Source organism: Pedobacter sp. Leaf170 (assembly GCF_920984665.1).
Classification (GTDB): Bacteria; Bacteroidota; Bacteroidia; order Sphingobacteriales; family Sphingobacteriaceae; genus Pedobacter.
Map to the genome: position 1 here is coordinate 240022 of NZ_CAKLBP010000007.1, position 15615 is coordinate 255636.

Sequence of the window (15615 nt, forward strand, 5' to 3'; positions counted from 1 at the left end):
TTACGTTGATATTTAAATTATATCACAATATATATGTATTTTATGAAAAACTATGCTTTTTTAATCTTCAAAATACCTAAGCAGACGGATTCTTCTTACCATCTAAAAGCATAATTAGTGCCTTATCAATTCTTGCTTGTCTTGTTTTTTCTTGTTTGGCTGATAGAATCCAAAGTACATACTCCTTTTTATTGGAGTATGCCAGGCTTTCAAAGTAACGAATTGCTTGTGGATGTTGTTCCAAAACAAATTTTAGACCTGAAGGTAAGGTTACTTTTTTATTTACAACATCGATAAAATCCGAATAATCATTTGTTTGAATATGGTCGTTTCTTAAACCGCTTGGTTTTATTTCGCCTATAAATTTTAATCTTAAAGCTGTCCAAATCTCATTTACAGAAGCAGATGAACAAGGATTTAATCCAAAAACATCCAACTCATGCCAGCTTTTCATCAAATCTAAATCAGTTTTTATTTTTGATGATTTCTTTGGTGAGAAAATCCAAATTATAGTTTTTGGATTTAAATACATTAGCTGACTTTCGATTTGGGCTTTTAATTGATTTTGAGAAGTTGTAAAAGTAATAAGTGCATCAAAATGATTTACCTCATCGTAACAGATGGAAATATTATCTGGTTTATTCAAAAAGATGGAGTCTACGTTTTCTGGCGCATCAATAACTTTGACAACAAAGCCAGGCTTAATTTGTAGCTTTTTTAATAAGGCATGTTCCATCTTAGTCTTTTTATAACCTAAGTTTTGCAAAGAAATCCCAAAAAACAATTCCTGCAGAAATGGTTATATTAAACGAATGTTTTGTGCCAAACTGAGGAATTTCGATGCACTCATCAATTTTAGCCATTACTTCATCGCTCACACCATCAACCTCGTTACCAAAAATTAAAGCGTATTTTTTGTCTTTATCTGGCGAAAAAATATTAAGCATTGTGCTATTTTCTGCTTGCTCGATAGCTACAATTTCATAACCTTTTGCTCGTAATTCATCAACGGCAGTTGTTGTATCAGCATAATGCATCCATTCTACTGATTGCGTTGCGCCTAAAGCCGTCTTTTCAATTTCCCGATGTGGTGGTTGTGCCGTAATACCACACAACACTACTTGCTCTAATGCAAAACCATCTGCCGTACGGAAAATAGAACCTACATTGTGCATACTTCTAACATTATCCAAAATGGCTACTACGGGTAACTTTTCTTGTGCTTTAAACGATTCAACATCTGCTCTGTTAAGTTCGTTTAGTTTTAACTTTTTCATTTATAAAAAGGTTAGCTAAATCTTTAGCTAATAATTAAATTATAATTTGGTTGGTCCGTTGCCAATGTCACTTACATATATTTCTCCCGGGTATCCAATTCTTGCTACATAATAATCTGTTAAATGTTTCGCAAAATCTTCCTCAAAGCCTTTTTCTAAAAGTGCTATTGCACAACCGCCAAAACCAGCACCAGTCATTCTCGCACCAATTACATGTTCATAATCTATACAAAAATCTACAACTGTATCTAACTCTTTACCGCTTACCTCATATAAGCTGCGTAGCGATTGATGTGACGCATACATTAAACGTCCAAATTCTTCTAATTCACCGGCATTAAGCGCTTTGGCAGCCAAATGAACTCTATCATTTTCTTTAACTACGTGAGATGCTCTGTTTAAAATCGTTTCATCTGCAATTACATGCTTGTGAAGCGCAAATTTCTCCGCGTTTAAATCGCATAAATTATTCAGTTTTACTTCTTCATTAAGCAATTTTAGTGCAGTCTGGCATTCTTCCACACGTTCATTATATTTAGAATCGGCTAATTCGCGTGGTTTTTTTGTATTGATAATTGCCAGAACATATTTGCCTAAATTAATATCAACCATTTTATATTTAAGTGTCTCGCAATCCAAAACAATTGCTTTATCTTTCTCCCCGAAAGCAACTGCGAATTGATCCATAATGCCAGAATTTAAACCAATAAAATCGTTCTCAACCCTTTTAGCCTTTTTAACCAATTCTAAGTTATCATAACCAAGGTTGAAATAATCGTTTATTGCAAAAGCTGTGGCAATCTCAATAGATGCAGAAGAAGACAATCCTGAACCTATAGGGATGTTTCCAAAATATAAAAAATCTAAACCACTGATTTCTTTACCATCTTTAATAAACTCATTGATTACACCAATAGGGTAATTAGACCATAAACCTCCATTTTTTTGATGCAGAACATTACTTTCTACCTCAGTTTGCTCATTAAAGTTTAAACTTTTAAATCTGAATTTACCATCGTTATTTGGTGAGATGGCCAGCCATGTACCTAAAGTAATTGCACAAGGCATTACCAAGCCGCCATTGTAATCGATATGTTCACCAATTAAATTTACACGACCAGGTGTAAAATAAACCGCATCAGCATTTTTTTGATATTGTTCTGCAAATTTTTCTTCGAGTTGAGATTTCATCAGTTTAAAATATTTATAAAAGCAAGTATTAATGGTATGTTTGTTTAGCAAACAAAAGCCCTAAGTTACAATTTATGAGCATTAAGCAAATACCAACAGGAAATATAATTAATGGCGAAGAAGTTATCGCAATAGAATTAACTAATAATAATGGCACCTACATTAAATTATATAATTATGGAGCCATTATTAATAATTTTATAATTAAAAATGCCAAAGGCAATATGCAGGATATTGTTTTAGGCTTTGATGATTTTAACCAATATTTCGGAGCAGATTACCTGGATAACAATCCACACTTAGGAGCAGTGATAGGCAGATACGCAAACCGTATAAAGGGTGCATCATTCCAAATTGATGGTCAAAATTTTAATTTACCTAAAAATAATAACAGTGATACCTTACATGGAGGGATTGATGGTTTTGATAAAAAGGTTTGGGATATAGTTGAATTTGATGAAGAAATATCATCCGTTACTTTACAATATGAAAGTATTGATGGTGAAGAAGGCTTTCCAGGTACTTTAATTGTTGATTTAACTTTGCAATTAACAGAAAACGATGAACTTATTTTAAGCTACGAAGCTGAAACAGATAAAGCGACAGCCATAAATTTGACTCACCATGGCTATTTTAATTTATCACCTGATGGTGGAAAAATTGATAAACATAAGCAACAGATTTTTGCCAAAAATTATTTAGAACAAGATGATAATTATTGCGTAACCGGCAAATTAATTCCTGTTAAGGATACCGCACTTGATTTTACAGAGTTAAAGGAATTTGGTAAAGACTGGAATCCGGAGGAAGGTTATGACCAAACTTATGTTTTAGATAAAACTTATGGAGATTTAACGTTGGCCAGCAAAACAGTTGAGCAGGAGAGTGGTTTAACGCTTAGCATTTATACTACAGAACCGGTAGCGCATTTATATACATCAAAATACTTAAAGGTAAAAAATGGTAAGGGCGGAAAAGATTATAGTGGTTTTGAAGCTTTTTGTGTGGAAACCCAACACCACCCGAATGCTGTAAATATTATTGAATTTCCTTCAACAATTTTGCGACCAGGAGAGTTATATACTCAAACAACCATTTACAAAGTATCAACTAACAAATAATTATATGTTTTCCATAGAAGAAATAAAATCTGCAGAATCAAAAATTAAAACCGGCGCAGATTTCCCACAATTTATAAAAGAGATTGCAGCCTTAGGGGTTGTTAGAAATGATGTTTATGTAGCAAATGGATTATCGGTATATTTTGGCAATGATGATACTTCTGTTCAGGCAAGCCCCGAAAATTATCCTGAATTGATTATCAATGATGAATCATCTGCTGAAAAATTAGCGCATGCTTTAAAAATTCATCAGAATGGTGAAACTGATTATTTTACCTTCTGCAAGCAGGCTGCTGATGCAGGAGTTGAAAAATGGGTTATAGATATTCAGAAAATGACTTGCTCATATTTAGATATGGAACAAAAGGAATTGGTAAAAGAAACTATACCAGGTGCATAAATAGCTTATAATTCAAAGTATTATTTTTCACATTAAGCCTCTCGAGATGTTTATAATTCGCTTTCGGGAGGCTCATACAGATTTGGAATTAAATTCTTTCGAGCACCGTTTCAATTGCTTTTGCAACAATTTTATCTGGCTGATTACTAAATTCATATTTCACCCGACTCGCTAATATGGCATTAACAGATAATGCATTATGCCCTAAAATTTTTGCTAAAGCATAAATTCCGGCAGTTTCCATCTCCAAATTTGTAATTCTTTCTTGATTGCATTTAAAACTGTTAATCAAGCCAATAAAATCCGGAACTGCATTTTTCGCCCTAACTTTTCTACCTTGCGGTGCATAAAAACCTGGAGCTGTAATTGTAATTCCTTTAACCATCTCTTTTCCAATCGTATCCAATAATCTACTGCTCGAAGCCGTTAAATAAGGTTTTATATTTTTTAAATGGCCGAAATGAATATTAATATCGTTTAATAAATTTTGCTCGTCTCCATTTAATTCATGTACATAATAATTCATTAACGAATCCATGCCTAAGCCGTATGATGATGACAGAATTGTTCCCATTTCTATATCAGGCTGAACTGCGCCAGATGTACCAATTCTTATGATATCTAGTGATTTAAGTTTGCTATTTACTTCGCGTGTTTCAAAATTAATATTAACCAGAGCATCAAGCTCGTTGAAAACAATATCAATATTATCTGTACCAATTCCGGTTGAAAGCACAGTAACCCGTTTTTTACCCACATATCCAGTATGTGTGATAAACTCTCTTTTGCCTTTTTTAAGTTCGATACTATCAAAATACTTGCTAACCTCGCCAACGCGATCAGGGTCGCCAACCGTGATAACCGTATCCGCAATATCTTCAGGTAATAAGTTTAAATGATAAATTGTACCATCAGGGTTTATAATAAGGTCGCTTTCTGGAATTTTCATAATGAATTTGGCTGATATTTAATTCGAAAAGATAATAACTATTTATGGTTACAAGGTTTCTAAATATTTAAGTTTGATGTTTTCAATCTTATCAAACTTAGCTAAAACCTGATTTAACTGGGCTTTTCTTATTTCAAATTTTATGATACAATTGATATCAAATTTCTGCTCAATAACTTCCAGACCTTCATCTTTTATCAATTTCATTACATCGTTCATTTGCAAATAATCGAAATACACTTCATAAACATCGTTTATAGTTTTGGTAATCTTTTCTGCGTTTTGAAGTGCTTCAATTGTAGCCGTTTTGTATGCATTAATTAAACCCGGAACGCCCAATAAAGTTCCGCCAAAATACCTTACAACTACAACCAAAATATAAGTAACATCTTCTGATAATAAGCAGTTCAAAATCGGTCTGCCTGCTGTTCCTGATGGTTCTCCGTCGTCATTTACCCTAAAAACAGAACGGTCTGTAGTTAAACGATATGCATAGCAAAAATGCCTGGCTTTGGCATGTTCAGTTCTTAAAGCATTTATTATTGGCTTAATTTCTTCATCAGAACGTATTGGGTAAGCATAAGCTATAAATTTGCTTCCTTTATCCCTAAAAATTGCTTCTGAAGGTTTATTAATGGTTTTATAAGAATCGTCAAATAGCATTTAGTTGTGATAATGTAATTAAGATAACTGCACAAATTGCAAAAGCAATTCCGATGTAATTAATGCGGCTTAATTTTTCTTTAAATACGAGCACACCAATTAAACTACCAACTACAATAACACCTAAATTCATAGCTGCAAAAACTGTTGATGGATTGTTGGCAAGTGCTTTATGGGCTTTCATGTAGAATAATATGTTTCCAAAATTGAATAATCCTAAAATTAAACCACAACCGATATTTACGATTTGTATTTTGGTTTTTTTAATTAAAACCATAACTAATACAATAATTAGGGAAACGATAAAAGCGAGACAAAAAACAATAAATAATGATGTTGTATAAGGAAATTCTTTGTGCAAAGCAATTTGCTTAAATAATACATCAATCACTCCAAAACCTATAAACACCGAGAGTGGAAAAATCCATCTACTGTTTTTTTGATTATTATCGCTTTTGCGGAGAAAAGTTAAAACTATAGCAGCAAAGCCAACAGCCAAACCAACAAATTTTAAAGGGTTAAAATTTTCTTTAAAGATAAAGTAGGCGGCAAGAATTGGGATAAACAAGGATAACCTTTGTGCAATATCAGTTTTAACAATTCCTAAATTTTTAACCGATGCCGCTAGTATTAAAAAAATTGATGGTAACAAAATAGCTAATGATATATATATTGGCCAAGGTGCGTGAGCATCAATTAGCTTAACATCTGGCTTAAAGAAAAGAAAACATAAAAATAACGCGGTAAGGTAATTTATAGTAACTGCTTGTATTATACTAATCTTATATCTTTTTGCAAGTTTTAAAAGCACTGCTACAGTAACGCTACATAAAACGCTTAATATAATGTATGTCATTAATTTATATCATTTACATAAATAGAAAGTTTATCACTTTCAATTTGAATTTGTTCGGTTAAAATACCTTTTATCACAGGAGATGCTATTCCTGCAGACCAACTATTTTTTGAAGAAAAAATTCTGGCTTCATCCCAAATTCCAGCACCTAAAAATTGATTTAGAATATTAGCACCACCTTCTACAATTACAGATTGAATATCCATTAGATAAAGCTGAAAAGCAATTTTTTGAGGCAAATAAAAGTGCATGTCTTCCATTTGGATGTAGTGGATATTATCAACTACATCTGTTTTTACCTCGTTAAATATGATGGTTTTAGCTTCCTTGTTAAAAACATTATTATCTGATGAAATTTGAAGATTTTTATCAATCACTAATCTGATTGGATTTTTGCCTGGCCATAATCTACTTGTTAATTGTGGGTTATCAATTATAGCAGTTTGTTTACCAATTAAAATGGCATCTTCTTCAGTGCGCCACTGGTGCGCCAATCGTTTTGCCAATGCGCCACTTATCCACTTTTGATGTCCATCTAAGCTAGCGAAAAAGCCGTTTGCAGTTTCTGCCCATTTAAGTATTATGTAAGGTCGCTGATTTTGTATTCTGGTAAAAAATCTTTTATTAAAACCTCTGCATTCTTTATCCAGAACACCACTAATTACTTCAATTCCGGCATTTTTTAATTTCTCGATACCTTTTCCATCAACGCCAGAGAAGGGATCTCGATTGCCAATTACAACCTTTTTTAGTTTATGTTTAACAAATAAATCTGCACAAGGTGGTGTCTTACCAAAGTGTGCACAAGGTTCTAAATTTACATAGGCTGTTGCAGTTTTCAATAAATCATCGGCCTGCGCACCAAATTTCTCTATTACAGCTTTTATTGCGTTTGGTTCGGCGTGTGCTTCACCGTATTTCTGATGATAACCCTCGCCGATTATTTCTCCGTTTGCTACAATTACGCAACCTACCATTGGGTTCGGACTAACATTTCCGATTGCCTTAGCAGCCAGTTCTAAGCAGCGCTTAACAAAAAATTCATCGCTCATTAACACAAAAGTAGTTAAATTATGACAAGGAAAGTTACACGATTTATTACTTTTGCGGCAGATGAATATTAAAGATTTAGAAAAAGAATATTTACAGAGTTTAAAAGATTTATACGGCGCCGAAGAAGCAAAAGCTTTATTTATTTTATCAACATCGAATATTGTAAAACTTACACAAAGTGAGATCCTTTTAAAACAAGATAAAGTTATTACTGTTAAACAAAGTGATAAACTTTTAAAAATTTTGGAGGATTTGAAAATGGGGAAACCCATACAACATATTTTAGGCGAAGCCTATTTTTATAATTTGCCGTTTCGGGTTAATGAAAATGTTTTGGTGCCCAGGCCAGAAACTGAAGAATTAGTGGGCTGGATAGTTACTGAAGTAAAGCAAACTAAAAAGAGTTTGATTGATATTGGAACTGGTTCTGGTTGCATTGCGGTTAGTTTAAAAAAGAATTTGTCTCACTTAGATGTTTCTGCTCTAGATGTTTCGGAGAAAGCATTAACTGTTGCTCAAGAGAATGCCAACCTAAATCAGGCAGAGATTAATTTTATCGAAGCAGATATTTTATCCTATACAACTTCTGAAACTTATGATATTATTGTTAGCAATCCGCCTTACATAAGAGAATTGGAAAAAGCAGATATGCATCAAAATGTTTTGGAACATGAGCCACACCGTGCATTATTTGTGAGTAATGAAAATCCACTTATTTTTTACAATGCCATAGCAGATTTTGCCTTAACAAATTTAAATCCAAATGGTTACCTGTTCTTCGAAATTAATGAGTTCTTATGGGCAGAAACGCTTCAAATATTAATTGATAAACAGTTCAAAAACATAGAGTTAAGAAAAGACATGCAAGGTAAAGACCGCATGATTATGGCGAGAACAAATCCTTAAGAACGTGGATGAAAGTGAGTAATCACTTCTTTTAAATAATTTCTGTCAATATGCGTGTAAATTTCAGTTGTGGTTATACTGGAATGACCAAGCATTTCTTGTACAGCTCTTAAATCTGCACCACCTTCTATTAAATGTGTAGCAAAAGAATGGCGCAAAGTGTGCGGGCTAATCGTTTTCTTTAAACCAATTGCCGCCGCTAAACCTTTAATTAGCGTGAATATTGTAGTTCGAGATAATTTCGCCCCAAACCGATTTAAAAAAACGAAATCTTCATTGCCTTTTTTAATCGCTTGATGATTTCTAACCTGATTAAGGTAAATATCTATCAATTTTAACGCAACACCTCCAATTGGTATCAATCTTTCCTTGTTCCCTTTACCAATCACTTTAATAAATTCTATTTGTGGATAAAGATTAGAAATTTTTAAATCTGTTAACTCAGTAACACGTAAACCACAGCCGTACAAAACCTCTATAATCGCTTTATTGCGCATACCTTCTGGTTTTGAGGCATCAATCGCGTCAATAAGTTGATTAATTTCATTAATATTTAAAGTGTCGGGTAGTTTTCTGCTCAACTTTGGCGCCTCAATAAGTGCCATTGGGTCGGTTTCAATAACTTCTTCTTGTATTAAATATGAAAAAAAAGCCTTTAAGCCAGAAATTACTCTTGCCTGTGTAGTAGCTAACATACCTAATTCATTTAACCAGGTAATAAATAATTTTACATCATCAGTTTTAACCTCCGTTATTTTTGGCTGTGTATCAAGCGATTCAAAAAATTGACTGAACTTTTCTACATCGCTTAGATATGCGCTAACTGAATGGCCCGATAAGGAGCGTTCGAGTTTTAAATAACCATTAAATCCTTTAATATATGTTTGCCAAAGCATGTTTTATTTAAGATTTTTTATAACATTGCAACGTTACAATAATTAATGCGATAAAATAAAATGAAAGTACAAATTATCAATGGTCCGAATCTTAATCTTTTAGGTGTAAGAGAACCTTCAATTTATGGAAATACTAGTATTGAGGATTACATTAAAGAATTAAAATCTATTTATACCATTGTAGAAATTGATTATTTTCAAAGCAATGTTGAGGGTGAAATCATCAACAAACTACACGAAGTCGGTTTTTCTTTTGATGGCATTATTTTAAACGCTGGCGGTTACACACATACATCAGTTGCCATTGCAGATGCAATTGCAGCCATTAAAACACCGGTTGTAGAAGTACACATCTCTAATATTTATGCCAGAGAACAATTTAGACATACATCTTTAACAGGAAAAAATTGTGCTGGCGTGTTAACTGGTTTTGGAATGAATGGTTATCGCCTTGCTTTAGAAAGTTTACTAATTAAAACTGATAAATAATGATAAAAAACACGCTCTTGATCTCTCTGATTTTATTTTCCTTTTTTTGCTACGGACAAAACCAAAGCAAAGCGCCAAACCCTCTTAATGAACAAACAATTGTTAGGGGAGAAGATGGTATGGTATATCCTTACAATATTTGGCAATCATTATTAAGAACCGGAAAATATTCCATCCGTAGCCGGAATACAAAAAGCGATAAGGGCGAACCGGAGTATTTAATTTATGAGCTATCTGCCGAACAACGGAAAGCAATCATGGATAAGATGCCCAAACCACGTACAAGCGATGCATTTCAGGAGGGTGAAGCTTTTAAAGGCTTTAAGGTTACCGATATGAATGGCAATAAGTACGATTTAAGAACAAATACAGGTAATGTGATTGTGCTAAATTTTTGGTTTATTAACTGCCCGCCTTGCAAAGCCGAAATACCGGAATTAAACGAATTGGTAAAGAGTTATGCTGATAACAAAGAAGTAATTTTTCTGGCTGTAGCTTTAGATAGTAAGTACGAAATCAAAGATTTTTTAAAAACTAATCCATATCAATATAATATTATTGATGATGGAAGATTTATGGCCGATAAATATGGTGTTAAATCTTACCCAACTCATGCTGTAATTGGTAAGGATGGTATTGTAAAGTTTGGTACAGTTGGTTTGGCATTTAATACGGTTTCTTACATCAAAAAAACTATCGATGAAGCTTTAACGGCTAAGTAAGTTGAGAAAACCATTTCACTTTTTTAATGAAGAAAGCCCATACAATGCTGTTTTTGTAAACACCTGCATGTTTTAAATACGGCTTTTGGTACGCAGATCTTTTAGCTGCTGTTTTAAGTAGAGATTTTAAAAAATGCCAATGCCCTTTACTTACGGCCATTGTAAATTTTGGCTTACCAGATAGCAGAAAATGCCACCAGGCGATAAAATCAATACACATCCTGATAGAAATACGAAAAATAGCATCGCCAAATGGCAAATTCTTTTGCATTATTATTAGGTTGTTTCTAAAATTTAAATAGGTTTTAAAAGGATTTTCGGTTTGTAAAGTGCCACCGCCAACGTGGAAAACCTCACTATCCGGACAATAAACTACTTTGTAATTTAAGTTTTTCAATCTCCAGCATAAATCAATCTCTTCCATGTGGGCAAACAAATCGGCATCTAATCCACCAGCTTCTAACCAGCATTTACTTTTGATGAAAAATGAAGCACCACTTGCCCAAAAAATTTCTTTAGCATCATTGTACTGTCCATTGTCCGTTTCATATATATTAAATAATCGTCCGCGGCAAAAAGGGTAACCATAAACATCTAAGTAACCGCCAGCAGCACCTGCATATTCAAACTGACTTTTTTCTTGCTGAAATTTTATTTTGGGCTGTGCAGCAGCAATCTTTTCATCGCTTTTCATTAAATCGATAATGGGTTGTATCCAATTTGGCGTTACTTCTACATCACTATTTAGAAGAATAAAGTAATCAGCTTCAACACGTTCTAAAATTTTATTGTAACCACCTGCAAATCCATAATTAGCCTCATTTTTAAGAATTTTAACTGTTGGAAAGTTAATGGCCAAAAATTCTACCGAATCATCAGTTGAGCCATTATCACCTACAACTACCTGCAAATTATCGTAGCTTGACTTTAAAACTCCCGGGAGGAATTTTTCGAGCCAGCTTCTACCATTCCAGTTTAAAATTACAACCGCTACTGAAGGATTCATTTATATATTTTCGGGTTTAAATTTCCAGCGTTTATGGCTCCAAAGCCAATATTGAGGAGTTTCATTAATTATATTTTCTAAGAATTTGAAATGCAATTTTGTAATTTCACCATCTACAGTTTCTGCAGGATTTAAACACATAGGCAGCACTTCAACATCATAATAACCTGGTTTAACCACATTTACTTTAAAATAATAAATCGGCCGGTTGGTTGATTTGGCAATTTTTTCTACTCCTAAAAGGGCAGGAGTAGGTTGATTTAAAAAATCGAGAAAGAATTTACTTTCTTCTCTAACAGGAGATTGATCACTTGCAAAACAAAGCAAACTTGGCTCATTTTTATAGGTTGCCATACAACGCAAAGTTTGGCGCATAGCTACAAAAATGTTCCCAAATTTTGTTCTTATCTTATCAAACCATTCTTCAAAAACTTTATTGTTAATAGGTTTGTAAATTACAATAGTTTTGGCCGATAAATTTAAGCCGAGCGCCAACGTACCAAGTTCCCAATTTCCATAATGGCCTGTACAAGCCAAAATACTTTCACTTTTTTTAAAGTGCTCTTCTAATTGTTCTAAGCCTTTAAATTTTACACGCTTTAAAGTCTCTTTTTTAGAAATTGAGGTAAGTTCTATGATTTCAAAAATGAGTTGCGATAAAAATTTATAATACTTTTTTTCAATTGATTTAATTTCAATAGCTGTTTTTTCGGGAAATGAATTACGAAGATTTTCGCTAACTACATTTTTTCTATAGCCGATAACATAATACAGGATATAATAAAGTATTCTTGCAAAGATTGATAATACTTGCAGCGGCAAAAGCGAAATAAGGTACAATAAAAATACGCCTACATGCGCAAAACCCCTTTTAATCATTAATTTTGAAACGTTTGAACTACAAACATATATTTTCAAATGCAAAATACAGCTATACTTCCATTATTTTATCTTCCTCCGGTAGGCTATATTAGTCGGCTACAATCAGTTAGTGATAATTTTTTACTAGAGAAATACGAGCATTTTCCTAAACAAACATATAGAAACCGGGCAAGTATTTATTCACCTAACGGGAAATTAGATTTAACAGTTCCGGTTGTTAAGGGTTCTAAAATGCGTACGGCAATGAAAGATGTTAAAATAAGCTATGATTTTAATTGGCAACGCTTACATTGGATGAGTTTTGAAAGTTCTTACCGAAGTTCGGCTTATTTTGAATATTACGAAGATGAAATGGCCGTTTTTTATAATAAGAAGTACGATTTTCTGTTCGATTATAATCTGGAGCTTTTGGAATGGATTAGCAAAAAGTTAAAGTTGAACGTAGAATTTAATTGTACAACAGCGTACACGGATGATTTAGCCGAAGGACTTAATTATCGAGATTTTATGAATCCGAAGAAAACTGAAGAATATTTAAACAATAAACCATATTATCAGGTTTTTGAAGATAAACATCAATTTATTGCTAACCTTAGTGTTGTAGATTTACTTTTTAACCAGGGTCCGCAAGCAAAATCATATCTCTAATTATGGCTAAAAACAAACCTCGTAATCGAAGCAGACATACACATTATAAGGTTCCCGAACCAGGTACAAGTCCAGGTTCATACGCCATAGACGAGAATGCTTTGAAGCCTATAATAACGCTTCACAAATACAATACAAAATCGTACGAGAAAGAAGAGTTAAAAAACATCAACAATATTGATAAATTAACTGCTAACAAGGATTTTTTTTATTGGTTTGATATTAAAGGCTTAGCAGATCCAGGTATTTTTGAAACACTTTTTAAAGAGTTGAACATTAGCCGTTTGGTTTTAGAAGATATAACCAGCTCATATCAGCGCCCAAAATTAGATGAATACGATGCTGATGAATATGTTTTTTCGGTAAGCAGGCATCTTTATATTAATGAAGAAGGCGACTTAATTAATGAGCAAATCTCCTTTGTACTCACTACAAAATGCTTGATTACTTTTCAGGAAAATTACGAAGATTGCTTTAATCCCGTTAGGAAACGCTTAGAAATTGGCAAGGGAAATATTAGAATTGGCGGAGCAAGCTATTTAATGTATGCCATGATGGATGCAATAGTAGATAATTACTTTTCGCTTTTAAATTACTGGGGAGAGGAGCTTGATGCAATTGAAGATAGGTTATTTGATAATCCGGATAGGAGAATTATGTACGATACACAAGGCATTAAGCGTTCTTTGATTACAATTAGAAAAGTTGCCTGGCCCGAAAGAGATAAATTAAACGATATTATTAGAAGCGACAGTAACTTAATTTCTGATTTGACCAAAACCTACATGAAAGATGCTTACGACCATTGCATCCAGATTATCGATTTTATCGAATCTTTAAAGGAAATAGCCTCTGCCAATATCGATATGAACTTATCGATAACAAGTAACCGTATGAATGAGATTATGAAGGTTTTGACTATAATCTCCTCTATATTTATTCCGCTGACATTTATTGCCGGTATTTACGGCATGAATTTTAGCCGCGAAGACCCGGTTACAGGTAAAATTTTAAAAGATAACATGCCAGAACTTTACGCCGAGCATGGTTACTTCTACACCTGGTTGGTTATGTTGTTAATTGCCATAGTTCAGATAATTTATTTTTGGCGTAGGGGATGGTTTAAATAAAATCTTCTTTTTTTAAAGTTGATTTAAAGCATTAAAAATCTATTAGAATTTCTATTTTAGGGGAATTAAAGCTATGCAGTCATCATTCGAAATAGATAAAAGCGACGTTGTAAAGGTTAAGAATGCGATCTTAGCTGGCGATGAAACCCTTAAAGAGGTTTTAGAAGAGTATCATGCCTCAGAAATTGCAATTCTTTTCGAAAGGTTAGATAAATCAGAGCAACAGCATATCATAAATTTATTACCGGCCGAAATCGCTTCAGAAATTATTTCGGAGATGGATGAAGAATCTCATCCTGAAGATTTGCTTTTTCAGCTCCATCCGGATAAGCGTACAGAAATTGTAGAGGAATTAGATTATGATGATGCAACAGATATTATCTCTCAACTCGAAGACCACGAGCAAAAAGAGATTCTTGAGGATTTGCAGGATGACCACGCATCTGAAATACGAAATCTTTTAACTTACGACGAAAAAACAGCTGGTGGTTTAATGAATACAGAATTAATCTGTGTTAACATTAACCTCACTAAAAAACATGCTATTGATGAAATTATTCGCCAAAGCGAAGAAATGGAAGAATTTTATACCATTTACGTTGTTGATGATAATGATGTTTTTAAAGGTATTGTTTCGCTAAAAGAAATTATTAAGGCCAAACACGATGCAAAAATTACGGAGCTTGTTATTACTAATGCAGTTTACGTTTCTCCCGACACCGACCAGGAAGAGGTGGCGCAGTTAATTTCGCAGTATAACTTAACCAGTATTCCGGTAATTGATGAGAACCAGAAATTACTAGGAAGAGTAACTTTTGATGATGTAATTGATGTTTTAGAAGCAGAAAGTACGGAAGATATCTTAAAAATCTCCGGTGTATCAGAAGATGAAGAACTTAGCGGTAATTGGGTTGAGGCTGTAAAATCTCGTTTGCCGTGGTTAATTATTAACTTAGGTACAGCTTTTTTGGCATCATCCGTTATCAGATATTTTGACCCAACCATAAAGCTAATTCCATCATTAGCTGCATACATGACAATAATTGCCGGAATGGGTGGTAATGCTGCTACACAAGCCTTAGCCGTTACCGTTCGTCGTATTTCTTTATATGATTTAACGGATAATCAAGCCTATAGAACTGTTTTAAAAGAATTTACTGTAGGCTTAATTAATGGCGCCGCAAACGGCTTAATCGTGTTTATCTTTGCTTATTTCTTTGATGGAAACCCAATGCTTGGGGTTGTTATTTTTCTGGCGATGACGGGCAATTTGGTTATTGCAGGCATTACCGGTGCAAGTATTCCTTTGGTTTTAAAAAGAGTAGGTATTGACCCTGCTATAGCATCATCTATAATTATTACAACATTTACAGATGTTTTCGGCTTTATGCTGATTTTAGGTCTGGCCAGTAAACTCTTATTATAA

General features: G+C 33.5%; 18 protein-coding genes. 8 read left to right on the forward strand and 10 right to left on the reverse strand.

The window, feature by feature from the left end; genetic code table 11:
* Positions 1 to 76: 76 nt before the first annotated feature.
* The 3 genes from LUA90_RS16755 to LUA90_RS16765 are packed head-to-tail and all read right to left on the reverse strand — an operon-like array spanning position 77 to position 2468.
* A complete protein-coding gene (locus LUA90_RS16755) occupies positions 77 to 736 on the reverse strand; it encodes a YdeI family protein (RefSeq protein ID WP_231491814.1) in 660 nt (219 codons plus the stop codon).
* A gap of 10 nt (positions 737 to 746) precedes the next feature.
* Positions 747 to 1277, reverse strand: coding sequence for an RNA methyltransferase (locus tag LUA90_RS16760; RefSeq protein WP_231459629.1), 531 nt, complete (start codon positions 1275 to 1277; stop codon positions 747 to 749).
* 39 nt (positions 1278 to 1316) lie between these two features.
* A complete protein-coding gene (locus LUA90_RS16765) occupies positions 1317 to 2468 on the reverse strand; it encodes a galactokinase (RefSeq protein ID WP_231459628.1) in 1152 nt (383 codons plus the stop codon).
* Between the two features lie 74 nt (positions 2469 to 2542).
* Here LUA90_RS16765 and LUA90_RS16770 point away from each other — a divergent pair, with 74 nt between their 5' ends.
* Both LUA90_RS16770 and LUA90_RS16775 read left to right on the forward strand, forming a co-directional pair.
* Positions 2543 to 3589 carry an aldose epimerase family protein gene (locus LUA90_RS16770; protein WP_231459627.1) on the forward strand — a complete coding sequence of 349 codons (1047 nt, stop codon included), beginning with the start codon at positions 2543 to 2545 and terminating at the stop codon, positions 3587 to 3589.
* A 4-nt stretch (positions 3590 to 3593) separates the two neighbouring features.
* A complete protein-coding gene (locus LUA90_RS16775; RefSeq protein WP_231459626.1) occupies positions 3594 to 3989 on the forward strand; it encodes a DUF1398 domain-containing protein in 396 nt (131 codons plus the stop codon).
* A gap of 88 nt (positions 3990 to 4077) precedes the next feature.
* Here the strand turns inward: LUA90_RS16775 and LUA90_RS16780 are convergent, their stop codons facing one another.
* Genes LUA90_RS16780 through ribD form a run of 4 tightly spaced genes read right to left on the reverse strand, consistent with a single transcriptional unit; the run spans position 4078 to position 7509 of the window.
* Positions 4078 to 4938: a nucleoside phosphorylase gene (locus LUA90_RS16780; RefSeq protein WP_231459625.1), complete on the reverse strand. Its 861-nt coding sequence runs from the start codon at positions 4936 to 4938 to the stop codon at positions 4078 to 4080.
* A gap of 48 nt (positions 4939 to 4986) precedes the next feature.
* Positions 4987 to 5601, reverse strand: coding sequence for a YigZ family protein (locus tag LUA90_RS16785; RefSeq protein ID WP_231459624.1), 615 nt, complete (start codon positions 5599 to 5601; stop codon positions 4987 to 4989).
* Positions 5591 to 6457, reverse strand: a complete 867-nt coding sequence (locus LUA90_RS16790) for a DMT family transporter (RefSeq protein ID WP_231459623.1) — start codon at positions 6455 to 6457, stop codon at positions 5591 to 5593. The genes LUA90_RS16785 and LUA90_RS16790 overlap by 11 nt, the downstream gene beginning before the upstream one ends.
* Positions 6457 to 7509, reverse strand: a complete 1053-nt coding sequence (ribD, locus tag LUA90_RS16795) for a bifunctional diaminohydroxyphosphoribosylaminopyrimidine deaminase/5-amino-6-(5-phosphoribosylamino)uracil reductase RibD (RefSeq protein WP_231459622.1) — start codon at positions 7507 to 7509, stop codon at positions 6457 to 6459. The genes LUA90_RS16790 and ribD overlap by 1 nt, the downstream gene beginning before the upstream one ends.
* Before the next feature lie 61 nt (positions 7510 to 7570).
* Here ribD and prmC point away from each other — a divergent pair, with 61 nt between their 5' ends.
* Positions 7571 to 8416 (forward strand): peptide chain release factor N(5)-glutamine methyltransferase, encoded by an 846-nt coding sequence (gene prmC, locus LUA90_RS16800; protein ID WP_231491815.1) that lies wholly within the window; start codon positions 7571 to 7573, stop codon positions 8414 to 8416.
* Here the strand turns inward: prmC and xerD are convergent.
* Entirely contained in the window at positions 8413 to 9312 is a 900-nt protein-coding gene (gene xerD / locus LUA90_RS16805; RefSeq protein WP_231459620.1) for a site-specific tyrosine recombinase XerD, read from the reverse strand. The genes prmC and xerD overlap by 4 nt on opposite strands.
* Before the next feature lie 60 nt (positions 9313 to 9372).
* Here xerD and aroQ point away from each other — a divergent pair, with 60 nt between their 5' ends.
* Together aroQ and LUA90_RS16815 are read left to right on the forward strand one after the other, a co-directional pair.
* Entirely contained in the window at positions 9373 to 9801 is a 429-nt protein-coding gene (gene aroQ / locus LUA90_RS16810) for a type II 3-dehydroquinate dehydratase (protein WP_231459619.1), read from the forward strand.
* Positions 9801 to 10523 carry a TlpA disulfide reductase family protein gene (locus tag LUA90_RS16815; protein WP_231459618.1) on the forward strand — a complete coding sequence of 241 codons (723 nt, stop codon included), beginning with the start codon at positions 9801 to 9803 and terminating at the stop codon, positions 10521 to 10523. Before aroQ ends, LUA90_RS16815 begins: the two co-directional genes overlap by 1 nt.
* On the opposite strand, the gene LUA90_RS16820 is transcribed toward LUA90_RS16815, so the two are convergent.
* Positions 10516 to 11529, reverse strand: coding sequence for a glycosyltransferase family 2 protein (locus tag LUA90_RS16820; protein WP_231459617.1), 1014 nt, complete (start codon positions 11527 to 11529; stop codon positions 10516 to 10518). The genes LUA90_RS16815 and LUA90_RS16820 overlap by 8 nt on opposite strands.
* On the reverse strand, positions 11530 to 12408 hold the full coding sequence (locus LUA90_RS16825) for a lysophospholipid acyltransferase family protein (protein ID WP_231459616.1): 879 nt from the start codon (positions 12406 to 12408) through the stop codon (positions 11530 to 11532). It abuts the gene before it with no gap.
* Positions 12409 to 12447: 39 nt separating this feature from the next.
* On the opposite strand from LUA90_RS16825, the gene LUA90_RS16830 reads away from it, so the two are divergent.
* The 3 genes from LUA90_RS16830 (at position 12448) to mgtE (ending at position 15615) form a co-directional block, all read left to right on the forward strand.
* Complete coding sequence (locus tag LUA90_RS16830; RefSeq protein WP_231459615.1) at positions 12448 to 13059, forward strand: WbqC family protein; 612 nt, start codon at positions 12448 to 12450, stop codon at positions 13057 to 13059.
* 2 nt (positions 13060 to 13061) lie between these two features.
* Positions 13062 to 14189 carry a magnesium/cobalt transporter CorA gene (corA, locus tag LUA90_RS16835; RefSeq protein WP_231491816.1) on the forward strand — a complete coding sequence of 376 codons (1128 nt, stop codon included), beginning with the start codon at positions 13062 to 13064 and terminating at the stop codon, positions 14187 to 14189.
* Positions 14190 to 14262: 73 nt separating this feature from the next.
* Positions 14263 to 15615: a magnesium transporter gene (gene mgtE, locus LUA90_RS16840; protein ID WP_231459613.1), complete on the forward strand. Its 1353-nt coding sequence runs from the start codon at positions 14263 to 14265 to the stop codon at positions 15613 to 15615.